27 protein-coding genes and 2 tRNA genes are annotated in these 26,742 nt (G+C 42.9%); 17 read left to right on the forward strand and 12 right to left on the reverse strand.

Annotated elements, in window-relative coordinates; all coding sequences use genetic code 11:
* Positions 1-44: 44 nt before the first annotated feature.
* On the forward strand, positions 45-815 hold the full coding sequence (gene tpiA, locus PSU72_RS00225; RefSeq protein WP_300429435.1) for a triose-phosphate isomerase: 771 nt from the start codon (positions 45-47) through the stop codon (positions 813-815).
* A gap of 17 nt (positions 816-832) precedes the next feature.
* Here tpiA and PSU72_RS00230 read toward each other — a convergent pair whose 3' ends face one another.
* Together PSU72_RS00230 and PSU72_RS00235 are read right to left on the reverse strand one after the other, a co-directional pair.
* Positions 833-1,417 carry a hypothetical protein gene (locus PSU72_RS00230; RefSeq protein WP_300429436.1) on the reverse strand — a complete coding sequence of 195 codons (585 nt, stop codon included), beginning with the start codon at positions 1,415-1,417 and terminating at the stop codon, positions 833-835.
* Positions 1,418-1,435: 18 nt separating this feature from the next.
* Complete coding sequence (locus PSU72_RS00235; protein ID WP_300429438.1) at positions 1,436-2,440, reverse strand: class 1 fructose-bisphosphatase; 1,005 nt, start codon at positions 2,438-2,440, stop codon at positions 1,436-1,438.
* Between the two features lie 332 nt (positions 2,441-2,772).
* Here PSU72_RS00235 and PSU72_RS00240 point away from each other — a divergent pair, with 332 nt between their 5' ends.
* On the forward strand, positions 2,773-3,567 hold the full coding sequence (locus PSU72_RS00240) for a VacJ family lipoprotein (RefSeq protein WP_300429440.1): 795 nt from the start codon (positions 2,773-2,775) through the stop codon (positions 3,565-3,567).
* 61 nt (positions 3,568-3,628) lie between these two features.
* Here PSU72_RS00240 and pmbA read toward each other — a convergent pair whose 3' ends face one another.
* Positions 3,629-4,969, reverse strand: a complete 1,341-nt coding sequence (pmbA, locus tag PSU72_RS00245; protein ID WP_300429442.1) for a metalloprotease PmbA — start codon at positions 4,967-4,969, stop codon at positions 3,629-3,631.
* 77 nt (positions 4,970-5,046) lie between these two features.
* Between pmbA and yjgA the strand changes: the two genes are divergently transcribed.
* Both yjgA and nhaD read left to right on the forward strand, forming a co-directional pair.
* Complete coding sequence (gene yjgA, locus PSU72_RS00250) at positions 5,047-5,676, forward strand: ribosome biogenesis factor YjgA (RefSeq protein WP_300429444.1); 630 nt, start codon at positions 5,047-5,049, stop codon at positions 5,674-5,676.
* A 42-nt stretch (positions 5,677-5,718) separates the two neighbouring features.
* On the forward strand, positions 5,719-7,002 hold the full coding sequence (gene nhaD, locus PSU72_RS00255; protein WP_300429446.1) for a sodium:proton antiporter NhaD: 1,284 nt from the start codon (positions 5,719-5,721) through the stop codon (positions 7,000-7,002).
* 54 nt (positions 7,003-7,056) lie between these two features.
* Here nhaD and PSU72_RS00260 read toward each other — a convergent pair whose 3' ends face one another.
* Positions 7,057-7,884 (reverse strand): PDZ domain-containing protein, encoded by an 828-nt coding sequence (locus tag PSU72_RS00260; protein ID WP_300429448.1) that lies wholly within the window; start codon positions 7,882-7,884, stop codon positions 7,057-7,059.
* 85 nt (positions 7,885-7,969) lie between these two features.
* Here PSU72_RS00260 and mog point away from each other — a divergent pair, with 85 nt between their 5' ends.
* From mog to PSU72_RS00285, 5 genes are read left to right on the forward strand one after another with little or no spacing between them, the layout of a single operon-like run.
* Positions 7,970-8,551 carry a molybdopterin adenylyltransferase gene (gene mog, locus PSU72_RS00265; RefSeq protein WP_300429449.1) on the forward strand — a complete coding sequence of 194 codons (582 nt, stop codon included), beginning with the start codon at positions 7,970-7,972 and terminating at the stop codon, positions 8,549-8,551.
* Positions 8,552-8,603: 52 nt separating this feature from the next.
* Positions 8,604-9,503 carry a prohibitin family protein gene (locus PSU72_RS00270; protein WP_013148850.1) on the forward strand — a complete coding sequence of 300 codons (900 nt, stop codon included), beginning with the start codon at positions 8,604-8,606 and terminating at the stop codon, positions 9,501-9,503.
* A gap of 21 nt (positions 9,504-9,524) precedes the next feature.
* Complete coding sequence (gene thiL, locus PSU72_RS00275; protein ID WP_300429452.1) at positions 9,525-10,487, forward strand: thiamine-phosphate kinase; 963 nt, start codon at positions 9,525-9,527, stop codon at positions 10,485-10,487.
* Positions 10,471-10,968, forward strand: coding sequence for a phosphatidylglycerophosphatase A (locus PSU72_RS00280; protein ID WP_300429455.1), 498 nt, complete (start codon positions 10,471-10,473; stop codon positions 10,966-10,968). The genes thiL and PSU72_RS00280 overlap by 17 nt, the downstream gene beginning before the upstream one ends.
* Positions 10,961-11,458 carry a nicotinamide-nucleotide amidohydrolase family protein gene (locus PSU72_RS00285; protein ID WP_300429457.1) on the forward strand — a complete coding sequence of 166 codons (498 nt, stop codon included), beginning with the start codon at positions 10,961-10,963 and terminating at the stop codon, positions 11,456-11,458. Before PSU72_RS00280 ends, PSU72_RS00285 begins: the two co-directional genes overlap by 8 nt.
* A 10-nt stretch (positions 11,459-11,468) precedes the next feature.
* On the opposite strand, the gene PSU72_RS00290 is transcribed toward PSU72_RS00285, so the two are convergent.
* The 7 genes from PSU72_RS00290 to PSU72_RS00320 all read right to left on the reverse strand — a co-directional run bounded on the left by PSU72_RS00290 (position 11,469) and on the right by PSU72_RS00320 (position 17,922).
* Positions 11,469-11,834, reverse strand: a complete 366-nt coding sequence (locus PSU72_RS00290; RefSeq protein WP_300429459.1) for a hypothetical protein — start codon at positions 11,832-11,834, stop codon at positions 11,469-11,471.
* 101 nt (positions 11,835-11,935) lie between these two features.
* Positions 11,936-12,361: a hypothetical protein gene (locus PSU72_RS00295; protein WP_300429460.1), complete on the reverse strand. Its 426-nt coding sequence runs from the start codon at positions 12,359-12,361 to the stop codon at positions 11,936-11,938.
* A gap of 1 nt (position 12,362) precedes the next feature.
* Positions 12,363-13,700: a phosphatase PAP2/dual specificity phosphatase family protein gene (locus PSU72_RS00300; RefSeq protein WP_300429462.1), complete on the reverse strand. Its 1,338-nt coding sequence runs from the start codon at positions 13,698-13,700 to the stop codon at positions 12,363-12,365.
* Positions 13,701-13,704: 4 nt separating this feature from the next.
* Positions 13,705-15,480: a bifunctional alpha/beta hydrolase/class I SAM-dependent methyltransferase gene (locus PSU72_RS00305; RefSeq protein ID WP_300429464.1), complete on the reverse strand. Its 1,776-nt coding sequence runs from the start codon at positions 15,478-15,480 to the stop codon at positions 13,705-13,707.
* Between the two features lie 233 nt (positions 15,481-15,713).
* Complete coding sequence (locus PSU72_RS00310) at positions 15,714-16,319, reverse strand: DUF4440 domain-containing protein (protein ID WP_300429467.1); 606 nt, start codon at positions 16,317-16,319, stop codon at positions 15,714-15,716.
* A gap of 45 nt (positions 16,320-16,364) precedes the next feature.
* Entirely contained in the window at positions 16,365-17,291 is a 927-nt protein-coding gene (locus PSU72_RS00315) for a phosphatidate cytidylyltransferase (RefSeq protein ID WP_300429469.1), read from the reverse strand.
* Positions 17,281-17,922: a CDP-alcohol phosphatidyltransferase family protein gene (locus PSU72_RS00320; RefSeq protein WP_300429471.1), complete on the reverse strand. Its 642-nt coding sequence runs from the start codon at positions 17,920-17,922 to the stop codon at positions 17,281-17,283. Before PSU72_RS00320 ends, PSU72_RS00315 begins: the two co-directional genes overlap by 11 nt.
* Positions 17,923-18,167: 245 nt before the next feature.
* On the opposite strand from PSU72_RS00320, the gene recA reads away from it, so the two are divergent.
* The 8 genes from recA (at position 18,168) to PSU72_RS00360 (ending at position 26,132) form a co-directional block, all read left to right on the forward strand.
* Entirely contained in the window at positions 18,168-19,196 is a 1,029-nt protein-coding gene (gene recA, locus PSU72_RS00325) for a recombinase RecA (RefSeq protein WP_013148861.1), read from the forward strand.
* Between the two features lie 31 nt (positions 19,197-19,227).
* A complete protein-coding gene (gene recX / locus PSU72_RS00330) occupies positions 19,228-19,692 on the forward strand; it encodes a recombination regulator RecX (protein WP_300429489.1) in 465 nt (154 codons plus the stop codon).
* Positions 19,693-19,727: 35 nt separating this feature from the next.
* Positions 19,728-22,373, forward strand: a complete 2,646-nt coding sequence (alaS, locus tag PSU72_RS00335; protein ID WP_300429473.1) for an alanine--tRNA ligase — start codon at positions 19,728-19,730, stop codon at positions 22,371-22,373.
* Positions 22,374-22,441: 68 nt separating this feature from the next.
* A complete protein-coding gene (locus PSU72_RS00340; protein WP_300429475.1) occupies positions 22,442-23,668 on the forward strand; it encodes an aspartate kinase in 1,227 nt (408 codons plus the stop codon).
* 102 nt (positions 23,669-23,770) lie between these two features.
* Positions 23,771-23,864 (forward strand) — tRNA-Ser (locus tag PSU72_RS00345).
* A 71-nt stretch (positions 23,865-23,935) separates the two neighbouring features.
* Positions 23,936-24,012, forward strand: a tRNA-Arg gene (locus PSU72_RS00350).
* 418 nt (positions 24,013-24,430) lie between these two features.
* Positions 24,431-25,303 (forward strand): hypothetical protein, encoded by an 873-nt coding sequence (locus PSU72_RS00355; RefSeq protein ID WP_300429477.1) that lies wholly within the window; start codon positions 24,431-24,433, stop codon positions 25,301-25,303.
* A 64-nt stretch (positions 25,304-25,367) separates the two neighbouring features.
* Positions 25,368-26,132: a hypothetical protein gene (locus PSU72_RS00360; RefSeq protein WP_300429479.1), complete on the forward strand. Its 765-nt coding sequence runs from the start codon at positions 25,368-25,370 to the stop codon at positions 26,130-26,132.
* 13 nt (positions 26,133-26,145) lie between these two features.
* Here PSU72_RS00360 and PSU72_RS00365 read toward each other — a convergent pair whose 3' ends face one another.
* Complete coding sequence (locus PSU72_RS00365; protein ID WP_300429482.1) at positions 26,146-26,448, reverse strand: hypothetical protein; 303 nt, start codon at positions 26,446-26,448, stop codon at positions 26,146-26,148.
* Positions 26,449-26,742: the final 294 nt, after the last annotated feature.

A 26,742-nucleotide genomic window follows, 5' to 3' on the forward strand; every position in this document is an offset into this window, starting at 1 on the left:
TCGCTGATCAAAAGTCTAGCGAGTTAGAAATAAGGAATAAAGAAATGCGGCGTAACCTAGTAGTAGGCAATTGGAAGATGCATGGCGATATCCATAGCAATGAAATTCTACTCAACACACTGATTACTGGATTAAGTGATTACAAAAGTGCTGATTATGTCGTTTGTGTTCCAAACCCATACTTACACCAAACAAGGTCATTACTAGAAAACACTGGTATTGCATGGGGTGGACAAAACGTTAACCAGTTCGAAGAAGGCGCATTTACTGGCGCCGTTTCCCCGCACATGCTCACAGATCTTGGCTGTACTTACGTGTTGCTAGGGCACTCGGAAAGACGCGTGTTGTTTCATGAAACCAATCTATCCGCCGCCGCTAGATTTGATGCCTCGATTAAAGCTAATCTAACTCCAATTTTATGTGTAGGGGAAACCTTAGCTGAACATGATGCAGGGCTGACAGAAGTCATTGTCGCAAGCCAAATGGATGCCGTAATGGCAACCCTTAATGATGAAAATTTTGCCAAGGCGATGGAACTGAATATGGTGTTTGCTTATGAGCCTGTGTGGGCGGTTGGTACAGGCAAAACTGCAACACCAGAACAAGCGCAAGAAGTACATCAATTTATAAGGCAACGCATCGCTAGACGTAATGCTGAAGCAGCTTCAAAAGTCCGTATTATTTACGGCGGCAGTGTGAAAGCTCAAAATGCTGCTAAATTATTCAGCATGCCAGATGTTGATGGCGGCTTGGTTGGCGGCGCATCATTGAATGCAGAAGAGTTTATCGCTATTTGCAAAGCAGCTAACGCTTAGATTAGTGCAGAGAGGTCCTACAGCTTTGTTGCACGTAAAACATCTTTTGCAGCATTAAACCAGCTTTTTATATAAGCATCTCCCAAGAGAGATTTATCACTTTCAACTTGCTCGATAAACCATCGAATCATGCCATCCCAATCGGCAAATTTACCTGCAGGCATTAAAGTCCATCCCAATTGCTCAAGTGTCCAGTGTGATTTAATGCTGTTTGTTAGCATGGAACAACATACCCAGTTTTCCACTTCATCTATACCGTTTAGCGCTACAGCCTGAATATGGTCGATGGTAGGAAATATCTCCCAATAAGCAAAATGGCCAGAATCCATCTTTCCATTTTTATGATAAGGGAATGCTTTATCTATGCGTTTTGAAATGACTCGTAGTGCAGGAGGGTAAACTAATTTAGTGCCTTTATATCTATCAATAAAACCGTCACGCAAAAACACTCTCGTCATTTCTCTCGGAGTATACGACCTTCCAGATTTAGTAGTCGGGGCAAATGGATAATCTCGGAAAATTACGGCTTCAGCCTGAACCCGCTCATTAAGCGAAAGTAACTTGCAAACCTCCTGAATCGTGGCACTTCTGTCGACCTGCATAAATATTGCTAACTAGAGCTATTTCCGCTTAGAAGTGACTTGGTGATAAGCAGCAATTCTATCTATTTCGCTTTTACAGCCCATCATCACTGGTACGCGCTGATGTATGCCACTAGGCTGCACTTCTAAAATACGCTGTGAGCCAGTCGTTGAAGCACCACCAGCTTGCTCAACGATAAAACTCATAGGATTAGCTTCATACATTAAACGCAACTTCCCAGACCGTGACTTAGTGTCAGTTGGGTACATAAACACACCACCTCGCACTAAGATGCGATGCACTTCTGCCACCATTGAAGCCACCCAGCGCATGTTAAAGTCTTTTTTACGATCGCCCTCTTCGCCTTGCAAACACTCATCAATATAGCGCTGCACAGGCTCTCGCCAAAAACGGTAGTTCGACATATTGATAGCGAACTCCTGCGTTTCTTTAGCAATCTGCATATTGGGATGCGTTAGCAAGAACTCATTAGAATCTGCATCTAACGTGAATCCATTCACGCCATTACCAGTAGTGAACACCAACATAGTAGAGGTGCCATACAAGGCATAACCAGCGCATATTTGAGCGGTACCCGGCTGCAAATAGTCAGCTAACTCTGGTTTATTACTTGCGCTTTTCAGAATAGAGAAAATAGTACCAACCGAAATATTCACATTCACGTTAGACGAGCCATCGAGCGGATCAAACATCAATAGATAATCACCATTTTTTTTGTGCTTATCATCAACGTCAATCACATCAACCAACTCTTCAGAAACCATCCCAGCAACGTAGCCACTATGCTGACAAGCTTCAACAAAGATGTCATTAGTAATCACATCCAAGGCTTTTTGCACTTCGCCCTGCACATTCTCAGAACGCAAGCTACCCATATTGCCAGCTATAGCGCCTTTATCAATGGCAACAGCAATTTTTTTACATACGTCCACCACGTCACTTAATATGGCATTAAGCGCAACACTATGTTCGCCTTGCAAATGCTGCTTTAAAAACTCTGAGATCTTGATATGCTTAGTCACACGGCTTCCTATATTTAGACGTCACATGATGAGTGACGAGTGAGTTTTATTAAGTTAAATCTACTTTGATAATTGTGCCACTTAAACGATTACTCCGCGAGCAAATCATGAAAAGCACACAAAAAGACCAGTTACATCCTCGATTCAAATAATCCATTACCCTATTAAAATTAAGGCTCACATAAGCAAATGCTGGACAATGACCATCCGCTAAGTTAAAGTAATGGTAAGTTTTTCCGTAGTTGCTCATATAGTTAGCTTAGCGGTTTATAAAATCACTTTAAACAACTTTTATGATAAAACCAGAGAAAAACCACAATTTGGGGTCTTGAATGCGTATTAAAACAATAAAAAATTATAAAACTATTATCCTTGCCACTTGTGTGCTCACACTTGCAGCGCTATCGGGCTGCGCTACACAAAGCAATAAAGATCCGCTTGAAGGATTTAATCGTGGCGTGTACAAATTTAACGATGTCGCCGACAAAGCAGTCATTAAACCGGTAGCTATTGCTTATAAAACCATCACGCCTACGCCGATTCGTACAGGATTTAATAACTTTTTTAGCAACCTAGGCTCACTCACCACCGTTTTAAATGACTTATTACAGCTTAAACTTGCTAATGCATTTACAGATGCGGGTCGTTTTGTCATCAATAGCACGTTTGGTATTGCTGGATTTATTGATGTAGCAGGTAAAGATAATATACGAAATCATAAAGAGGATTTTGGTCAAACTCTTGGTTACTGGGGTGTGGGTAACGGTGCTTACTTGGTTTTACCACTATTAGGGCCATCAAGCTTGCGTGATACGACTGGTTTGGTATTCGACACATTTACTACCGATCCGATCACCTATCCTCGTAACATTGGTCAGATTAGATTAAGCAACCAATTACGTGCTGCGCAATTTTTGGATAAACGCACTGAGTTACTGACTGCATCTGACTTGGTTGATGAGGCATCGCTAGATCCATATGCATTTACACGTGATGCTTATTTGCAAAAACGTGCGAGCTTGGTTCAAGATGGTTTAGTGCCTGAAGAATTAATCAAAGATGACTTTGAAGACGTTGATACAGAAACTGCGATAGACCCTGTGAAAGCAGATACTCCAGCTCAATAGACTGTAAAAAGTAATAAAAAAAGCTCCATTACTGGAGCTTTTTTTATTCAGCGTCACTAGTTTACTCGCTGGCTACTGTCATACGCTCTATTAAAATAGAACCCACTTGTTTTGAACCTTGTATACAAACATCATTGCCAATCGCAATGATCATTTTTAGCATTTCGGCCATATTGCTGGCAATGGTGATTTCTTCTACAGCATGAACAATCACACCATTCTCAACCCAAAAACCAGCAGCACCACGTGAATAGTCGCCAGTAACCATATTCATGCCGCTACCTAGCAGCTCCGTTACCAACAAGCCCGTTCCCATTTGCTTTAGCAGGCCCGCGAAGTCTTGCGCGCCAGATTGCACAATTAAATTGTGGTTTCCCCCTGCGTTACCAGTAGTTTGCATACCCAACTTACGTGCCGAATAACTGCCCATCACATAACCTTGCAATACACCGTCTTTTACTAATTGTCGCGAGTGTGTTGCCACGCCTTCGCTATCAAACGGGCTACTTGCCAACCCTTTTTTGAGGTGTGGTTCTTCATAGATATTAAGTAGCGGTGAGGCGACTTGCTTATCTAAGCTATCCAATAAGAATGAAGACTTGCGGTATAAATTGCCACCTGAAATTGCATTAATTAAACTAGAGATTAACCCGCTCGCTAATGGCGCTTCAAACATCACTGGCACTTGGCAAGTTTTGATTTTTTGTGAATTCAATCGCCTAATTGTTCGCTCACCAGCCCTCTTGCCAATAGCTGCGGCTGATTCTAAATCTGCGGCTGCGCGAGCGGTGCTATACCAATAATCGCGCTGCATGTTATCGTCAAACTCTGCAATGACTGAGCAACTCACGCCGTGACGCGAACTTGGATAGCCGCCGGTAAAGCCATGACTGTTACTATAGGCAAAGTATCCTGTACTTGTGGAAACACTAGCGCCTTCTGAATTAGTAATACGTGTATCTACACCCAGCGCAGTTGCTTCACATTCTTTTGCAATGACTATAGCTTCTTCTACCGAGATATTCCAAGGATGATGCAAGTCTAAATCAAGAACATCTTTCGCCATTAAATTCGCGTCAGCCAAACCACAAAACTCATCTTTTGCTGTGTATTTAGCAATATTGCAGGCTGCTGCTACCGTATCTTTAATCGCTAACGGGCTTAAATCTGAAGTGCTGGCATGGCCTTTTTGTTGACCAAAATATACCGTAACGGACATGCCTTTATCGCGATTGTATTCAATGTTTTCAACTTCGTTCAAGCGCACTGAAACGTTTTGACCTATGCTTAAGCTGAGCTCAGCTTCCGCCGAGCTTGCGCCTAAATCTTTTGCAACTTTAAGCACATCTCTCGACATTTGCTTAATTTCATCTAAAGAATAACTAAATCCAGAATCTGCCATAACTCTTCTACTATAAAAATACACACAAAATACTAAAGGAATGTCTATCAACATCTAGACTGTTATAATACCGCACTATGAAACCTCAAATATCAGCAAAACCTAAAAAGACCGCTAAAGACCGCGAATTAGACAATGAATTCAACAAGCAAGTTGAATCAGACGTTGACGAGCCTATTAGCAAAACCAAACTTAAAGCCGAAGCTGACGCGCAGCAAGCGCTTGGCGTTAGGTTATCTGAGTTGCCTAAAGATAAACTGCTTAAGTTAGATTTACCTGATGCAGTAACAACAGCTGTGCTCGATACTAAAAAAATAACGGCGAATGGCGCCATTAGACGCCATCGCCAATACTTAGGTAGATTGATGCGTGAGCTAGATAACGCGCCAATACTTGAACAATTAGCGCGCTGGGATGGTAAACATACGGCCGAAAATGCTTATTTTCATGGCTTAGAGCGCTGGCGTGATCGCATGATTGCTGACAGCAACGTACTTTCTGAGTTTATGGCGCTACACCCAAAGACAGATAGCCAGCAATTGCGTACCTTGATTCGCAATGCGCAAAAAGAACTAGAAGCCAATAAGCCGCCTAAGAGCAGTCGTGAGATTTTCAAATTGCTACGTGAAATCACGCAAGAATCTCAAGGCAATAGCGATGCTGACACTAGCTATACGCCTACCGATGAATTAGACAAAGGCAATTAAAGTACATTATTTAATGCCTTTGAAATAGCTAAAAAAGTAAATATGCTAAGCGCGCTCATCATCATTTTTATCGTTACCTATGCAGCTATCGCGCTTGAACATCCAATTAAAATAAATAAGTCAGCCTCCGCCTTGCTTGGTGCGGGTTTGCTGTGGACTATTTACGCGGTATTCAGCAACAACGACTCCCAAGTTAATCATCAACTGAGTGAATCGGTAGCCACTACAGCGCAGATCGTATTCTTCCTGATTGGTGCTATGACAATCGTTGAAGTAATAGATGCTCATAATGGATTTGAAGTCATTACATCTCGCATTAAGACTACTAAGTTATCGAGTTTAATGTGGCTTGTTGGTTTTGTGACTTTCTTCTTGAGCGCAATATTAGACAATTTAACCACCACCATCGTCATGATTTCGCTCATGAAAAAACTCCTAGATAAAAAGGAGGATCGTCTTCTATTTGCATCTATGGTTGTCATCGCAGCCAACGCTGGGGGAGCGTGGTCTCCTATCGGTGATGTCACTACAACCATGCTTTGGATAGGCGGGCAAATCACCGCCGCCTCTATTATAAAAGGTCTTTTGCTAGCATCTTTAGTCAACTTGATTGTGCCTCTATCTATCGTGAGCTATTCACTTAGAGGAAAAGCTGTAATATCGCCAGTTAAGCTAGAAAACACTATCACTTTGCAATCCAACGAATTCGAGCGCAAGGTAGTATTTTTTATGGGTTTAGGCATATTGGTATTAGTGCCCGCATTTAAAACCTTAACGCATCTACCTCCGTTTATGGGCATACTATTTGGCTTGGGCTTATTGTGGTTAGTCGGTGATTTATTACACCGAAATAAAGATGATCAAGACAAGCAACACTTATCCCTAGTCCACGCCCTCATGCGCATAGATATGAGTTCTATCGTTTTCTTTATCGGCATATTACTTGCTGTTGCGACGCTAGAACACAGTCAGATTCTCAGCTCTCTAGCTACATTCCTAGATCAAACTATTGGTCGTCAGGATGTCATAGTTACTATCATGGGCTTAATTAGTGCCATTGTGGACAACGTTCCCTTAGTGGCAGCCTCAATTGGAATGTATGACCTTACAACTTATCCGCCAGACAGTTTCTTGTGGGAGTTTGTTGCCTACTGTGCGGGCACTGGCGGTTCAATTTTAATTATAGGTTCAGCAGCGGGCGTTGCGGCGATGGGCTTAGAAAAAATACAATTTGTTTGGTATCTTAAGAAAATAAGCTGGCTAGCCTTGATTGGCTATTTAGCAGGCAATACCACTTATATTTTGCAATACAACATCACGCACTAAATATCGCTAGATTTATTTGAATCTTAAACCTAGCGATATACATTGAATTTTCTACTATTTTCGTGAGTTCAGCGCAACCGTAGCTTTAACATCCTCATCACCATGACGGAAAAGAACATCTACAGTTCGACCTTGATAGCGTTTCACCGCTCCAAATAAGTCATCGGCCTTCTCAAGCGCAACATCACCTATTTTAAGTAAAGTGTCACCGGTGGCAATCTTAGCTTTAGCGGCTGGCGAGTCTTTAATCACGGCTATAACCTTTAGGCCAGGTTGCACCACGCCCTCTTCACTTGGGTTAGGCGAAGCTTTCACCAACTTAATGACATGCACGCCAAGTAAAGGCATAGGCAGCTTTGCCCAATAACTAGCGTAATGAATGGTTCTCTCATTTTTAGCATTCTCTTCATTAACTTCTTTAATCATTTTATCGCCAGTTTCCGTGCCATCCATATTCACCATATTGGTGGTTAGCGAGGTAGGTTTATCAAAAACCAAAACGGTATCAGCTTTAATTTTCTTTCCATAAACTCTAGCTAACTCTGCAGGTACTTTTGTAGAAACAAATTCAGAAGTTCCCATCATGTCATACCCGTTTTCTAGCATACGGGTAGTATCTGCTTCTTGATTTTCACCTATTTCTAAAGTGGTGTCAGGTGAGGCATCCAGGGATTTAAGTTGGTGATCATTTTGCTCAACATATTTTTCTTCAAACAAATTTGAATTTGCTTTAACCACCTCATAAGCATGTGCTTTGGGTGCTAATAAAACAGCACCTAAACCTAGAAAACTCAGCAATATCAAACTGCCAGTCACTCGTCTCTGCAACACTAGGGTCCGCGCTTGTCTTTTCTGATTGAATTGCTGGTTATTTGGCTGCATAAAATGTCCTTTACCTTGATAATGTTATGATTAGCTTTTTTAAGCTACTTAACTCTTTTTTAACTACTTAACAACAGACAAGCGAATGACAAAAGAATTCATTAAAATTGGTTTAGTTTCAATTAGCGACCGCGCAAGCAGCGGCGTGTATGAAGATTTAGGTCTACCTACACTCAAAAACTGGCTTGATAGCGCGCTTGCTACGCCTTATCAAATGATTGCACGATTGATTGCCGATGAGCAAGATGAAATTGAATCCACCCTCATTGACTTGGTAGATAGTGAAGAGTGTAGTCTGATTTTAACTACAGGCGGCACAGGCCCAGCCTTGCGCGACGTGACACCAGAAGCAACACTCGCTGTTGCTGATAAAGAAATGCCGGGATTTGGCGAGCAGATGCGTCAAATTAGTTTAAATTTTGTGCCTACGGCGATACTGTCACGCCAAGTTGCAGTGATTCGTAAGCAGTGTTTAATCATCAATTTACCAGGTCAGCCGAAAGCCATCGCACAGACGCTAGAAGGTTTAAAGGATGAAGTGGGCAATACCAAGGTGCATGGTATATTTGCCGCCGTGCCTTACTGCTTAGACCTGATTGGCGCGCCTTATATTGAAACTAATGAGGTTTTGGTTAAAGCATTTCGACCAAAATCCGCAATAAAATAGCATCATGACAACACCTATCAATAACTTTCTACAAAAAATAAAAGGGAGCAATATGGAAAACAGTCCTTCAGTACAGTCGTCGATTAAATATATCGTCATAGGTGTCATTGTGGTGGTGTTGCTCACTTGGTTATGGCCTTTGCGCAGCGTGCCTACAGGTAGTCGTGGCGTTGTCACTGTCGGTGGCGCGATTAAGGGCATTGAAAGCGAAGGTTTCATGTTAGTTGCCCCTTGGCAAACTTTAAGCATTTTCAATATACGTGCTGAAGAAGCTGCAGTAGAAAACGCTGATGGCAGTACTAGTGACACGCAACCCGTGCGCGTGAGCCTCACGGTGCGATATAGCATCAAACCAGATAAAGTCGCTGAAGTATTTGAGAAGTATAGCCACGATGGTAATTTACAATCTTACGTGCAAACTGCCACGCAAGAAGTGTTTAAAGCGGTGACGGCAAGATATACCGCGCCAGATTTAATCGGTAAACGCTCTTTAGTTTCCAGTGACATTTTAGATGCGCTGCGCAAAAAATTAGAAGTCTATGGTGCTCAAGTGATTAATGTGGATATGCGCAACTTCTCATTCTCTCAAGACTATATGGCGGCCATTAGCGCCAAAGTGACACAAGAGCAATTACGTCTTGGCGCAGAGAATAAACTTAAAACCGTTGAGTCCGAACAAAAGCAAAAAGTCGCTATCGCCGAGGCTGAAGCTAGTGCGCTAAAAGCCCAAGCAGATGGCGAAGCGTATCAAATATTGAAATTAGCCACCGCGCAGGCTGATGCGCTGAAAGTGCAAAATGCTGCTTTAGCACAAAATAAAGACGTGCTGGAGTTACGCCGCATTGAGGTAGAGCAAACTAAAGCTGCAAAATGGAATGGCCAATTACCATCCGCAGTTTATGCAAGTGCGCCAATTCCTTTCTTTAATGCGCCATCCAGTAGCTCTAAATAGTGCCCATAGAATTTAAATTTAATGACGCCAGAGTTTAATTTAATCAAACAATACTTCACTCGAGCCACGCGTGATACGAAGTTGGGCATTGGCGACGATGCAGCATTAATTAGCCTATCAACAGGCATGGAGCTTGCCATTTCAGCAGATATGCTGGTAGCGGGTACTCACTTTTTTGCAGGTTGCGATGCTTATCAACTGGGCTGGAAATCGCTCGCCGTGAATATCTCCGACATGGCCGCGATGGGCGCGAACCCAAAGTGGGTAACATTGGCCATTGCCTTGCCTGAAATTAATGCGTCATGGTTAGCCGAATTCTCACGCGGTTTTTTTGCATGCGCCGATAACTTTAGTGTCGATTTAATCGGTGGCGACACCACGCGCGGACCACTGACCATCAGCGTGCAAATCATGGGGGAAGTACCGATTGGCAAAGCAATAAAACGCAGTGGCGCGAAGGTTGGAGATGAAATTTGGGTATCTGGTAAATTAGGAGATGCAGCTATCGCCTTGCAGCACATGCTAGGTAAAATAACATTGCCAATAGACGTCCTTACCACATGTGCAAAAGCACTACATGAACCGCAACCACGAGTGACCCTAGGTTTAGCATTGCAAGATATAGCCAATAGTGCGATTGATATTTCAGACGGCTTACTGGCAGATTTAGGTCACATCTTGGAACAATCGAATATTGGTGCAGCGCTAGAATTAAAAAGGATTCCTCATTCAACTTTTGTAGACTTTCCAATAGACCTGCGTGATGAGAGCCTGAGAAAAATGGTGTTAGCTGGCGGCGATGACTACGAGCTATGCTTTACGGCACCTGCAGAAAAACATACAGAAATCATTAAAATAAGTGAAATGACTAAACTCCAGTTAAGTTGCATAGGTCACGTTACAAGCAATACTGACTTAGTATTACATGGTTTAGATAACGAAATTTTAAACATGAAGGAAACTGGTTTTGACCACTTTAGTTAAATCGCCAAATGTTCAGTTTCTGTTACAGCACCCTGCTCATTTCTTTGGGCTAGGCTTTGGTAGCGGCCTCGCGCCAAAAGCGCCAGGTACGTTTGGCACACTGATCGGCTATCCACTATTCTGGCTGATTTCGGTCTATGCTTTATCAACGCAACTCATCATCATTTCTGCTTTATTTTTAATTGGCATTTATTTTTGCGGCGTAACCGGTAAAGCGCTTGGTGTATCAGATCATGGCGGCATTGTTTGGGACGAAATTGTCGCCATGATGTTAGTACTCGCTTTCACACCTAACCAATGGCAGTGGTGGATTGTGGCATTTTTACTATTTAGGTTGTTTGATATTTGGAAACCCTTCCCCATCAGGCAATTTGATGCCAAACTCAAAAACGGTTTTGGCGTAATGTTTGATGATTTACTCGCTGCAATCTATGCCATTATTGGCTTGCAGGGTTTGCAATGGGCGGTTGCACATGGATGATGTTGCTTTATCAAATTTAGCTTCCGAACTAGGCGCCGCACTTAAAGCGCGAGGCTATATATTAGCTTTAGCTGAATCCTGCACAGGGGGAATGGTCGCTCAAGCCGTCACCGGCATAGCTGGAAGTTCAGCATGGTTTGACCGCGGCTTTGTGACTTACAGTAACCAAGCAAAAGTTGAGGTGTTGGGTGTATCTAGTCTAACGTTAGAAAAATTTGGCGCAGTAAGCGAACAAATCGCCATTGAGATGGCTAATGGCGCATTAAAAAATAGTCAAGCTCAAATGACTGGTAGCATCACGGGCATTGCTGGCCCTGATGGTGGCACGCCTGAAAAGCCTGTCGGTACCGTTTGTTTTGCTTGGGCTGGTGCTCACAAACCCACATCAACTACAACCAAACACTTTAAAGGTAATCGTCAAGAGATCCGTCAACAAGCCACCATCGAGTTAATGACGGGGCTTATCGACAGGTTAAACGGTAAAGATTAGAGCATTAAAACTAGCGGTGACCGCCATGATGGCCTTCATCGTGACCTCCGCGATTCCAATCGCCTCGATCACCACCGCCATGACCCCAACCATGATGCTCACGACCTTCGTGACGCCAGCCTCTATCATAATCACGGTATCCTACATTGTAGTACTGGTGTGAAACAGCAGGCTGATAATACACAGGCTGTGGAGCACGGTAATAAACAGGTTGACTGTAATACACCACGGGCGGTGCAGGATAATAAGCAACTGGTGGCGCATATCCATAGCCGCCGATGTTAACACCCAAGCTAAAAGAATCTCGCGCAGATGCAGTAGATATAGAAGCCACACCAATGGCTAAAGCAATAACAGCAGAACGTAATAATTTCATTTTTTATCTCCAATCACAAAATACAGTTTGTGAGATTAAAAAACGTATTAACTTACATTTGGTTGACCTGATGACTAAATGACTATGAACAATTGCTCAAATTAAGCCAACCAAACTGCAGTGATCAGCAAACAAAATTGCACAAATAACAACCCCAACCCACGGTTAGATAGCCTATAACTGCCTCGTAATCGCTCGTCTAGCGTTCTTCCTGCCTGATACTTTGGGTTAATGTTGCTAAGCACATTGTCTAACTGGCTAATCTCAATGCTGTCCCAACGCTCAAACAAAGTAATATCTATGCGTATACGTAGCGCAAAGTAAAAAATTCCCAAACCCACTGCTAATATTAACGATGCCATCGCTTTGAGTAGCAATACGGGTGAATACATGAAAGTAACGATTGCAAGCAGATTATTCGCCAAAGCAAGCAGCTCGGCTAATTTAAATGCTTTGAGCAGAGACAGAATCACGCTTAATTTTGCATGCACTTTAGGCTTAGTGTGGCTTAACTCAGAATCACTCATCTCAATCCAACTCTTTTAGCGCTTGTTCGATATTAGCTTCATGCTCTTTGCTTAAAACTACACCTACTCTCTTAGTATCTATCATAGCAATGGCCTGTTGAACACTATCAGCATGCCCACGCCAAACTAGCCAGCAAGCTACTACACTGCTACTTCGCGACAATCCCAAAGCACAGTGCACCAACACGTCACCTTGCTGTTGTGTACGCTCTAACCAACGCACTGCACGGACTAGGGTTTTCGGCTTAGGTGGCGTTAAATCTAAAACTGGCAGATATTTTTGAATTGGGGCCTTAAGTACAGAAGCTGGAAACTCATTGGTTAAATCCATCACACCATGCCAATTTATGCCAAGATTGCTCACTGCAGTTCTTGGAAAGGCTCCCAGCCACACATTACTATGAATTTTATTGGGTAAAAATCGACGCTTGGTATACATGCGATAGCTACACCAACTTAAAAATAAATACGGTGCCAATAAAAATTTGGCTGGCCAACGCATATTGCCACGCCTGACGGATAGGCTATCCCGCTGAAATACCTGTTGCTCAAATCCCAAATATGCAAAACTTATGAGCGTTAATGCAATAGTCGTCCACATAAAAATAGCCGCGAGTAAAACTGAAACCTGATGAGCAAGCATTGATGCAACTATCGTGCATGCTGCTAATAGAGCATAGCGCATTGCTAGCTGCCTCATTTGCGCAGTTGGTTTCTGCCAACGCCATGAGAATGGCTGATCTGGAATCAGATACAAACAAGCAACGCCCACCAAAGCACCTGTCCAAACATCAATAAAATGATGCTGATAAACCAGCAGCACAGAAGCGGCAATGGCAAAAAACCAAATGTGCAAAGCCATACGCGCAAAGCCTTGCAGGCGCTTAGCGTACAACTCCCACAAGACTATCAGCAGACTGATATGTAATGAGGGTGCTTGGTTATATGGCTTATCAAAGCCCAGCAAAATTGCCTGCAATGCGCCATTAAACCCTTCGGCTTTCGGCACTTCAAAAGAGAACTGCAGTGGATACAGCAAAAAGCCGATAAGCGAAACTACCGTAGCCAGCAAGAGCCTGAGCGCATGCCTATCCAGTGTGCTGCGCTTACGAAACAAAAATAACGAGGCTGCATAAAATGCATCAATCGACATATAAGGCAGCATCAACCACGGTACAAATGGTAACTGATGCTCCCAAGCTTCAACTATCACGCCAACATCGCTACGCCCACTGGTGTAGTAATTCACCCAACCATAACTTAGAAAAAAGAATGGTCCTAGAAGCGCTAACCAAATGGCGCCGCTCTTCCATAAGATAGGTGGGTTCTTGATTTGCATAAACTTAACGACGTTTTGCTAGCGATACACTGAATATTCCCCAAGTATCGGTCAATTGGTCAATCTTCTCAAAACCTGCTTCTGCCACCAATTGATCCATCTCTCGCTGTGTGCGTCTACGCATTACCCACGCTTTATTTTGGCGATGACTGGTGAGTGTTCGCGCAATCAACTCCAGTTGAGGATGCCATGGTTGATTGGTATACACTAAGTATCCATCATCTTCTAAAGCTGCATGAACGCCTTTTAGCGATGTTTGTATTAATGAATTTTCAGGAAATAATTCATATAAGCCAGACACAATCGCTAATGTTGGTTTAGGCGTAACTGCTGCAATTGAAGCTGCATCAAACGCATCGGCTAATTCAAATTGAGCGATGTTTTCTAAATCATGCTTCTTAATCATTGCACGGCCAGCAGTCACATTCAGCTCGCTATAATCGCGCATTAATACACTGTCAGCTTTTACCGCTAGCGCTGCATCTAAAACATAACGACCATGCCCAGCTGCAATATCCATCATACGCACTGGCTTTTGAGCTTCTCGCAACAATGCTGCGGCTTTTGCCAAGATCGCTTCATTATGTACTTTACGTACACGAATACCGCGCCAGCCTATGGCATTGAGGTAAGTACGGTCAATAATTTCACCCAAAGCACCACCTACAAATGTTCTGCTTCGAGCTATATTTTCGTAAACATAATCCAGCGTGCTGCCAGAATCAAAGCCAGTATCCACACCCAGCTTCAAACCATGGGACATATTGCTGCCAAATCGAATGTTAGCTCGGGTAGCTGCAAAGTATAGATTTTTCAGACTGAAAGTAGGTAAAGGCTTTTTCAGTTGCTCGGCTTCATCAAAGGTATAGCCTGAAAGGTCTGCTTTGATTAAGTTAGGCTCAGTAAATGGAGTTAGAAACTGCTTTTCTATAAATTCACGCGCCTTTGCTAATGGTAAATGGCGATCTTTTTCACCCAGCGTATCGTGAAAAAAGCCCTCAAACTCGTGATACTCCTTAGTGCTAGCACCTAACTTTTCATATAAGTCTTTTACTGGCTGTTGATGCACCACCCAATCGCTACCTGACACTAAAAACTGCGTTGGCGTGGTAATTGCCGCCGCATCTTTAACCAAACGCTCCGCTGTGCTGTACAACTCCAGCAATATATTCACAGCAATTGGGCGGGTAATTAATGGGTCATTATCGTATGAGGCTATGCGTACTTCATCGTGAGTTAACCATTTGGCTTTGACATAAGAATTCACAAAAGCCAGTGCAGGCACTAATTTTGTAAGCCCTAACGTTTGCATTATGGCAAGAGAAGCTCTAGCAAACGGCACATACAATTTCACTTTTAGTGCAGGCGAGGCTAATACCAAACTGCGAATATTCGGCGCGTAATCGTGTACCCAAGCTGCAGCAATCACCCCGCCAACGCTTTGCGCAATGACTGAAATATCCTCCAACTTAAAGCCATATGTATTGCATATATGCTGCGCAAAAACATCAGCATCTTTGACCAGCACGCCAAAGTTTTCTGCATAACCACGCACACCGGGAGACTTACCTAAGCCACGAGCGTCCCAAGCGAAACAATCATAATCAGGCATATTTAAACCATCCACCACATCTTGCTGACGGCCAGAATGCTCATGCCCACGATGGAATAAAATGATTGCTCGTTTGTTATTACCCTGCTGCTGACTTGGCCAATGGCGATAAAAAATCTCAGCACCATCTATCGCGGTAAAGGTATGCTCTTCTGCTACTCTAATCATGACAAATTCCATTTATTAAGATTTAAACTAAAATCATTTTATAACATAACTATATAATTAGTTATTTAGTTTTATGTGTCAAGCGCTTTGTAAAATTAAGTGGTCAAAATGAGTTGATAGGCATGCCGAACGACGCAATTAAAGCTAGGCGGGAATTTGCTAACAATCAACATAAAATAAATGGTGAGTTATTTCTCAATAACGCACCATTGATTAAAATCATTCAAATTAAACTAAGATTTTTTACGACGTAAAAATATCATGCCCAACACGCCTAGTAGCAAACCAAGCGCTAAGCCGCCAATTGCATAATATTTAGTTGAGTCTTTTACTGCCGCAAAAATAGGATTGTCATAAAAGTTGGTACCTATATGCAAAGCTAATATGCGCCATTTACCATCAGCCTCTTTGACTACCGTCGCGGTCCAGCGCGTTTTCATGGCTAAATTACGGCCATCCACTAATTGGTAATTTTCCGTGCCACTACCGTAAACTAAGCCCCAACTTGGGTTTGCAGGGTCGCCATATAATTCTGTCAAAGCATCTGGCGTTAACTTAATGTCTAATTTTTTCAAATAGCCACCTGTGCCAAACCAGTCTTTAAAGTAAGCATCTATGCCCTCTGGCGTAGAAATTACATTTTGATTGATGGTAGTTATTTTTAACTTGTCATCAAAATATTGTTTTAAATCACTATATTTTTCAGTATTAATCGCAGTTTCTATGCCCTGCAATAATCCACGTAGTTCTTCATGTATCGCATGGTTAGGTTCTTCAGTGGCAGCAAAGCTCGTGCTACTCATTAACAAGCAAACGATTACTAATAATTTTTTCAACATACGATCAATCTCCCTTTTCATGATGCAAATTTTAAATTTGCAGTTTCAATAGTGCAGATAATACACAAAATGAAAAAACAATGGCGCGGTATAGGTCAGGCTGTCAACACGGTCAAGAATACCACCGTGACCTGGAATCAGATTGCCAGTATCTTTAAGACCCAAGTCGCGCTTCACCGCTGAAATACTCACATCCCCCACAAAACCAGCCAACCCAATCAACACGCCTGCTGCAAGAGGTTCCCAGCCGACTAGTGGCGTTAAATAGGGCGCTAGCAACCACGACAAAAAAGTAGTCGTTGCAATACCACCTAGTAAACCACCTAAAGTTTTATTAGGACTAACCTTAGGAATCACCTTGATGCTAGCCAGCAACTTACCCCAGACATACTGCATGATGTCATTGAATTGTGTAAGAAACACCAAAAATAAAAGTATGCCCGCGCTACCTGCCGCTGGATTAACCTGATTAGGCAATGCAAGTAAATACGCCGCATGAGAGAGTGAAAATACTGTTGTCATCAGCCCCCAGTGCAAAGTGCCAACGGCTTTCAAAAAACCTTGTGTTTCGCCACCTATCAGCATGCGAAGCGGCATCAACAAAAACATATAGACGGGAATGAAAATGATAAACATGCCATACCACCCCAGCCAAACCCATAAATACTGAAGTGGAATAGCGAGGTACACCCATAACAACATTCGTTTATCAGCAGCTCTGGTGGGAATAATACTGAGATATTCTCTTAGCGCTAAAAAGCTCACTAGCCCGAAAAATAACACGCCTAATGCACGGTTCACGGCAATGGCTAAAATAAACAAACCTGCCATCACCCACCAAGAACGCATGCGCAAACCAAGCTCATGGTCAGAGTCACTTGGGCGAAAAACGCGTTTTGACCAAATAATCAACGTACCTGCGACAAGTACAACGACGACCCCCCACAAAGCAATCTGCAAATTAATCGGCATGCAGAGCCTTTGCTGTTTCTTTTAACGCACCTTTAGCACGATTGAAAATCGTTATCACTAATAGCAACAGCATTACGACTAACAACCAGTTCACCCAACCGCCAAACGGCATGCCTATGCCAAGCGCAAGCGCGATTGCGCCTAACCAGAATGCACGATCACTTTTACCCATAGGCCCTTGATACTGGCGGGTTGCGCCAATCTGCACGGCAACCACCCCCATCATTTCGCTGATAGTTGCCAGTAGCACTAGCAACATAATCAAGCTTGCACAGACGCGAGGCAGCAAAGCTAAAGGCAAATACAAGGCAGCATCAGCAACCACATCGCCCAATTCATTCAATACTGCGCCCAATTTAGATTGTAGAGCATGCTCCCGAGCTAACATACCATCTATCGCATTCAAACCCATACGCAAAAACAGCACCAAAGGTAGAACCAACAAAGGCCAAGTGGCATAAGGCTGCCAAGCAATTAAAGCCCCGCCAATAAAAGATAAAATCACTGCTGTGATAGTCACTTGATTAGCGGTAACCCCCGCACGTGCAAGTGCATTGACAATAGGTCTTAACAAGGCTTGAAATCGTGGTTTTAAATCGTATATCGAAGGCAAAATAATTTCCTCATTCATTTAGATTTTTATTATTCGTAGGAGGCATTATGCCACCGCCTAGAGGACAAAGCACAATTCAGCTATGGTGCAGAGTTTTTAGCGTATGCGAAAACTAAATGTATGCGCATTTGTCAGTAAAACAATAATTTACAAATACTTAATTCACATTTAATCGCAATCTAAAGCCACTAGAGCCTTACTTTAGGGGCAAATTTATGGAATAATCATGCGATTAACTTAGCAACAAAATTCAAAGGCGATACATGGACGATAATAAAAGCAAAGCACTGAGCGCGGCACTTGCACAAATTGAAAAACAATTTGGTAAAGGTTCCATTATGCGCATGGGCGACGGCAATATTGGTGAAGATATTCAGGCGGTTTCAACGGGTTCATTAGGCCTTGATATTGCTTTAGGCATCGGCGGTTTACCGCGCGGTCGTGTGATTGAAATTTACGGTCCAGAATCTTCAGGTAAAACGACATTAACGCTTTCTGTGATTGCGCAAATGCAAAAATCTGGCGGTGTAGCAGCATTTATTGATGCTGAGCACGCGTTAGATCCGCAATATGCTGCAAAACTAGGCGTTAACGTGCCAGATTTATTGATTTCACAACCAGATACTGGTGAACAGGCATTAGAAATCGTTGATATGCTTGTGCGTTCAGGTTCTGTTGATATTGTAGTTATCGACTCTGTTGCTGCATTGACTCCACGTGCCGAAATTGAAGGCGAAATGGGCGATTCACACATGGGCTTACAAGCACGTCTAATGAGCCAGGCTTTGCGTAAACTTACTGGCAACATCAAACGTACTAACACGATGGTGATTTTCATTAATCAAATCCGTATGAAAATCGGCGTAATGTTTGGTAACCCAGAAACCACTACTGGTGGTAACGCGCTTAAATTCTACGCATCTGTGCGCTTAGATATTCGCCGTACTGGTGCGATTAAAAAAGGTGATGAAGTCATTGGTTCAGAAACACGTGTAAAAGTGATTAAGAACAAAGTCGCGCCGCCATTCAAACAAGCTGAATTTGATATTCTGTATGGCGAAGGCATCTCACGTGAAGGCGAAATTATTGAGCTTGGCGCAAACTTGAAGATGGTTGAAAAAGCAGGTTCTTGGTATAGCTACAACGGTGAAAAAATCGGCCAAGGTAAAGACAATGCGCGCGAATTCCTAAGATCAAACCCAGCCATCGCTAATGAAATTGACGCAAAAATCCGCGCCAATATGAAGTCGTTAAGCGAAGCAATGCCTGCAGTACGCTCTGAAGAAGATTAAACGTTCATTGAATCTGTAACGAGGTTGCGCAATCGAATTTAAACCAAAAAGCCTGCGGCAACGGGCGCTTGATTATCTGGGTAAGCGCGAGTATTCATACTTTGAGCTCACCCAGAAATTAAAACCGTTTGCAGAAGAGTCCGATGACATTTCGGCCATTCTGGATGACTTTAAAAAACGCGGCTGGCTTTCAGATGCAAGGTTCACAGAGCAGCTAGTACATGCAAGACAAAGTAAATTTGGTAGCGCACGCGTCGCCAATGAGTTGCGAGAAAAAGGCGTAGCTGACGATTTAATCGCTGACGCCGTTGAAGAAGTTAAAGTAAATGAACTGGATTTTGCACGAGAAGTTTGTCGCAAAAAGTTTAAAGCCAGCCCTAGTAGCCGGGAAGACTGGGCAAAACAAGCCAGATTTTTACAAAGTCGTGGCTTTGGTTTTGACGTAATTAAAAAAGTGCTCAATGAAAAAAGTAGTAATGAGTCAGCTAATGATTAAATACAATAGTAATTAAAATCAACGATAAACAAATAATGACAATCAAACTAAGTAACAACCCAAGCAGTAACGAAATTCGCAAGGCCTTCCTCGATTTCTTTGCCTCAAAAGGCCATCAAATCGTCGCGTCAAGCTCGCTTGTACCACACGGCGACCCTACCCTGCTATTCACTAACGCTGGGATGAACCAATTTAAAGATGTGTTTTTAGGTTTTGACAAACGTGCATACACTCGCGCGACAAGCAGCCAAAAATGTGTACGCGCCGGCGGCAAACATAATGACCTTGAAAATGTAGGCTACACAGCACGCCACCACACATTCTTTGAAATGTTAGGCAACTTTAGTTTCGGCGATTACTTTAAAGATGATGCGATTGCTTACGCCTGGGAACTACTCACAGAAGTTTTCAAACTACCAAAAGACAAACTCACCGTCACCGTCTATGCAGACGACGATGAAGCCTACAACATTTGGCATGACAAAATTGGCGTGCCAGCAGAACGTATTATCCGAATTGGCGACAACAAAGGCGCACGTTACGCCTCCGACAACTTCTGGATGATGGGTGACACGGGTCCTTGCGGACCTTGTACCGAAATTTTCTACGACCACGGCGATCACCACTTTGGTGGCCCTCCAGGCAGCCCAGATGAAGACGGCGACCGTTTTATCGAAATCTGGAATAACGTGTTCATGCAATTCAACCGCGACGAAGCGGGTGTAATGCATCCACTACCAAAACCATCTGTGGACACAGGCATGGGCTTGGAGCGTATTTCTGCGGTATTGCAACACGTACATGCCAACTACGAAATTGATATTTTCCAAGGTTTAATCGCCGCTGCCGCACGTGAAACCAATACAACAGATTTAAGCATTCCGTCTCTTAAAGTACTTGCTGACCATATACGGGCATGCTCATTCTTAATCGCAGATGGCGTGATTCCAGGCAATGAAGGTCGTGGCTATGTGCTACGCCGCATTATTCGTCGCGCAATCCGTCATGGTTATAAACTGGGTGCTCGCGCAGCATTCTTCTACAAACTTGTACCAGATTTGGTCAAACAAATGGGCGAAGCCTATCCTGAACTTGTCGCGAATCAATCACGCATCATGGATATGTTGAAGCTAGAAGAAGACCGCTTCTTTGAAACCATTGAAAACGGTATGGAGATTTTAGAAGCTGAACTTGCAGCAATGTCTAAAGCAAATAACACTCTTTTCAATGGTGACCTTGCTTTTAAACTGCATGATACTTTCGGCTTTCCGCTTGATTTAACGGCAGACATCTGCCGTGAACGTGAGGTAAATGTAGACAGCGCAGCATTTGATGCCGCTATGACTCGCCAAAAGGAACAGGCGCGCGCCGCTGGTAAGTTCAAAATGGCAACCAATCTTGAATACAATGGTGCGAATACAGACTTTAAAGGCTATGAAACTTTAGAAGCTAGCGCAAAGATTTTGGCCTTATACAAAGATGGCGCTTCTGTGACCCAACTTTCAGAAGGCGAACAAGGTGTTGTGGTATTAGATAACACGCCATTCTATGCTGAGTCTGGTGGTCAAGTAGGTGACAATGGCGTACTTAAAGCCGAAAATGGTATTTTTGCTGTGGAGGATACGCAAAAAATCCAAGCGGCAGTTTTTGGTCATCACGGAATTTTAAAAACCGGCAAAATTAGCGTTGGTGAAAGTCTGAAAGCGAGTGTGGACTTAGCCGCTCGCGCCAATATTATGCGCAATCACTCCGCAACACACTTGATGCACAAAGCACTTCGCCAAGTACTAGGTACGCATGTGCAACAAAAAGGTTCCTTGGTTGATGCGGATAAAACACGTTTTGACTTTTTGCATAACGCACCGATGACAGACGAAGAAATCGCCAAAGTCGAAGCAATTGTGAATGCCGAGATTCTTGCTAACGCACCAACACTAGCCCGTGAAATGGATATTGAGTCCGCACAAAAAACCGGTGCAATGATGCTGTTTGGCGAAAAATATGGCGATATTGTGCGCGTATTAGATATTGGCAGCACCACAGAGTTATGTGGTGGTACGCATGTGAGCCGTACTGGTGATATTGGTCTATTCAAAATCTATGCCGAAAGTGGTGTAGCCGCGGGTGTTCGTCGTGTTGAAGCTGCAACTGGTAATGGCGCGCTGAAGTTAATTAATGCTCAACAAGCATTGATTTCTCAACTCTCTGCTGACCTTAAAGCCCCAACTAGCGAACTTGCTACTAAGGTTGCGCAATTAAGCGACCATGCAAAATCATTAGAAAAAGAACTGGCGCGTTTGAAATCTAAGCTAGCTTCATCTCAAGGTGATGATTTAGCCAGTCAAGCGACAGACATTGCAGGTGTAAAAGTCTTAGCCGTGACGTTAGAAGGCGCTGATGCAAACGCCTTGCGCGAAACGATGGATAAACTAAAAGATAAACTAAAATCAGCTGCCATAGTCTTAGCTAGCGTTAACGATGGCAAAGTCAGCTTAGCAGCAGGCGTGACGCCTGATTTAATCGCTAAAATCAAAGCAGGCGAACTGGTTAACTTTGTTGCGCAACAAGTAGGCGGCAAAGGCGGCGGTAAGCCAGATATGGCAATGGCAGGCGGCACGGATGCCAGCCAATTACCCAAAGCACTTGCTGGCGTAAATGACTGGGTAAACAGTAAACTATAATTCAACTAATTTATATTAACTAAACTTTAATCAAGTAGCCTTTGATTAATTAACTTATAGAGCTAAAAATGGCATTAATTGTACAAAAATATGGTGGCACATCTGTAGCGAACCCTGAGAGGATACGCAATGTTGCCCGACGCGTAGCGCGTTATAAAGCAATGGGGCATCAAGTTGTAGTGGTGGTTTCAGCGATGTCAGGTGAAACCAACAAACTCATTGGCTTAGCAAAAGAACTCATGGCAGAGCCTGATCCACGCGAATTGGACATGATTATCTCCACAGGCGAGCAAGTCACCATTGGCTTAACCGCGCTGGCGTTAATCGAGCTAGGCATTAAAGCGAAAAGCTACACAGGCGCACAAGTTAAAATTTTAACAGACAATGCCTACACCAAAGCACGCATCCTCAACATCGATCAACATAATCTAAAAGTAGACTTAGATGCAGGTTATGTATGCGTAGTAGCAGGCTTTCAAGGCGAAGATGAGAATGGCAACATCACTACACTAGGACGTGGCGGTTCTGACACCACTGGCGTAGCTTTGGCGGCGGCATTAGGCGCAGACGAATGCCAAATTTACACTGATGTTGATGGCGTTTACACCACTGACCCGCGCGTAGTCCCTGAAGCTCGCCGTTTAAAATCAATCACTTTTGAAGAGATGCTTGAATTAGCAAGCCAAGGTTCAAAGGTGCTGCAAATTCGCTCTGTTGAATTCGCAGGAAAATACAAAGTTAAGCTACGTGTGCTTTCGAGCTTTGAAGAAGAAGGCGACGGCACACTGATTACATTTGAGGAAGAAGATAACATGGAACAACCCATCATTTCAGGCATTGCGTTCAACCGTGACGAAGCCAAAATCACTGTGCTAGGCGTGCCAGATAAACCAGGCATCGCCTACCAAATTTTAGGTCCAATCGCTGACGCTAATATCGATGTCGATATGATTATTCAAAACACAGGCGCAGACGGCACAACCGACTTCACATTCACTGTTCATAAAAATGAGATGAACAAAGCGCTCAATATTTTACGTGACAAAGTACAAGGCCACATCGGCGCACGTGAAATCAGTGGTGACGACAAAATCGCTAAAGTTTCAGTCGTTGGCGTGGGTATGCGTTCACACGTAGGTATCGCCAGCCAAATGTTCCGCACATTGGCAGAAGAAGGCATCAACATTCAAATGATTTCGACCTCAGAAATTAAAATTGCAGTCGTTGTTGATGAAAAATACCTAGAGCTAGCAGTGCGCGTATTGCACAAAGCTTTTGAATTAGAAGCAGCTTAAAAAATAGTAAATTTAGTCATAGATTTATGATTGATTTTTAGGCGCGAATCAAGTATTATCGCGCCTCAATTAAGAAACTTTAGTTGAACAGCGTAATAAAACGGAGAGCTGGCCGAGTGGTCGAAGGCACTTCCCTGCTAAGGAAGCATACGGGCTTAACCCTGTATCTAGGGTTCGAATCCCTAGCTCTCCGCCAAGTTGTAATTCTATTAAAATTATCACATAGTTCTTTTAGAAACACGCAGCATCAAGTATAATGCCGCGCATGCGCCCGTAGCTCAGCTGGATAGAGTACTTGGCTACGAACCAAGGGGTCAGGAGTTCGAATCTCTTCGGGCGCACCAAATATAGTGAGTAATATCAAAGAGTTAAGCTTAACGGCTTAGCTCTTTTTTATTGCCTAAATCCTTCGTGCTACCTATGTGCTACCGCGTGAAAAAATAAGCCTTTAAAGTGCATTAATCTTTACCTGCATGAAGCCTGTTAGGTGAGTATGACAATGTCATATGCTGTGACGTTGTCGGGGCTGTATGACATTGTCATAGGGGTGACGTATACCCTTTATATGACAATGTCATATCTAAAATTTTCCCCAGCCCATTTAGGCGATTTTAAAATATTTCAAAGTTTCCTTTACTTGTAATTACTCTTATCTATGATTGAGAAAATTTGATGTATGATTTACGTCCGAACGAACAATGTTTTGTTTCAGACAACTACGTCGATTAGATAATTGTTTAACTTAAAACAGGTTGGAGCACTATGAATGACCAAGTAAAATCAGAAGTTCACGAAAAGCCCTCGCCAATTCCATTCTCAGAATTTCTTGAAAGCGTTCCACCCGGCACAGTGACATTAATCTCTGACCTAACCAAAATTAGAATATATCCTAATGGAGGATATGCAGGCGATGTGCTTGTAACTCCAGAAATACAATTGCATTGTCAAACTGATTCTTGTAATGGCATACGATTTTTTCGCCTTATTGATGCAAAAGCGCCAGACATTCCTGAAAATACTTTCCATTACTTTTACATCACATATGCTTGTTCTAACTGCCGTAAGACTGAAAAAACATTTTCGCTCGCAGCCCAAAAAGATAAAAAATCTAACTCGGGAAAGTGCTACAAGTTCGGTGAGAATCCTGAATATGGGCCGCCAACTGCGGCTAGACTGATTAAACTAATCGGCCCTGATCGTGAGTTGTTTCTGAAAGGACGACGATGCGAAAATCAAGGTCTGGGAATCGGAGCTTTCGTATACTACAGACGTGTTGTAGAGGACCAGAAGAACCGAATACTTGATGAGATAATTAAGGTTTCTGAGAAAGTTGGGGCGCCAATCGAGTCGATTAAGGTTTTAGAAAATGCAAAAATAGAGACGCAATTCAGTAAAGCATTGGCGAATGTAAAAGATGCAATACCTCAGACACTACTTATTAACGGACATAACCCTCTTACATTGCTGCACTCTGCTCTCAGTGATGGTTTGCATTTGAGAAGTGATGAGCATTGCTTAGAAATTGCTAGCAGCATCCGTGTGGTTCTAGCCGAACTATCAGAACGATTGGCGCAGGCACTCAAAGATGAAGCTGAATTAAATAAAGCATTGTCTCGCCTAATGACCAAGAGGTAATTCATAGTTTACTATTATTCTAGAACCCTTGCGGTGAAAGATAAGCCAAATTAAGCGAAATCCTATGACAAACACTAAAATAGAAAAACATGAGAATACAGCTCAAGCAATAGATTCGCTCTCATCACTTATTACTAAAGCTGGCGCCTCTTTGGCTGGGATGGCTGGCATAGCTTATCTTTACGGCAGCAATTACCTAACCGCATACTATTCTAAGATTGGTGCACCATGGGTAATGCCTTTGTTCTCATCCGAGCAAATTGCTCGTCAGGGACTTAGTGGCATACTTCTCATGGTAATTGCAGCTATCTGTTCAGTAATAACCCTAATGAATGGCAATACATCATCTGAGGGATTGAGAAAATCTGGATTGAGGTTAGGTGTTATCAGCCTATTATTAATATTATTTACTCTAGCTATCCCCAAAACTTACATATCACCGCTTACCGAAAGATTTTTAGTTTTCTTGAGTTCAATGTTATTTCTATTTTCTGCTGGAGTAATTGCAGGATTGCTAATAAGTCGATTGAAAGATTCAAAGTCACAATGGAAAAGTGATCAAATTCTCCTTCTAATGCTCATATACACTATCTCAATAGCAACTACACCATCGACATTGGCAAACTCACAAGCTGAAGCAGACATCAATTTTAAAGATTCAGGTCTTCCATACGCATTGCTCGATGGGGATACTTCTACACAGTGGAGACTGCTACGTACATTTGGCGATAAAGTGCTCATTATGCACTTAACTCCTTCAGTCAAGGACAGGAAATTTAAATTGGTTGCTACAGAAAGTCTTACAATCAACTCTATCGCCACGCAATAACCCCATCCTGACCCTACAACGCCTCCCAATCACTGGGGCTTACGTCCTTCTCATTAGCCTTACGCTCTCTAAGCTTCATGTCATAGATTGACACTGTTAGCTTGCGTATAGCCTCAGCGTTGCCCTGAATGGCCTTTGCACAACGTATGTAATGCATCTTATTGCCAGTGCTGCCTAACTCAGCATTTAACGAGTTAGTCACACCCACTAGCATATCAATAGTACTCTCCAGTTTTTGGATTTCATCGTGCGCTAGTGAGGTTGTCTCTAAAGCTAGACCCGTATCACCTGACATATTTTTCACTTCGTTACTCATACTTACCTTTAATTACTTAGATGTTTTCTTATAAAAAAGGGAGACCTTGACTCTAAACCCTCCCCACTGGAGACTGTTGCTAACACTGGGTTTAAGACACTTTGGGGAGGGTAGGGAGACCTTGTCCTGTGTTAGGCTCCAATATAGAGGTTTTTTTGTGTTTAGTAACATTACTGATTAAGCCTCCCTATCCCTCCCTAATCCAGTCATAGTGCTATTCTCCAGTTGTTTAGAGGTATCCTGTTGAATTGCACTCAGAATTGACCCACCTAGCAATATAAATTGCACTAGAAA

It is taken from the genome of Methylotenera sp. (assembly GCF_029945535.1).
Lineage (GTDB): Bacteria > Pseudomonadota > Gammaproteobacteria > Burkholderiales > Methylophilaceae > Methylotenera.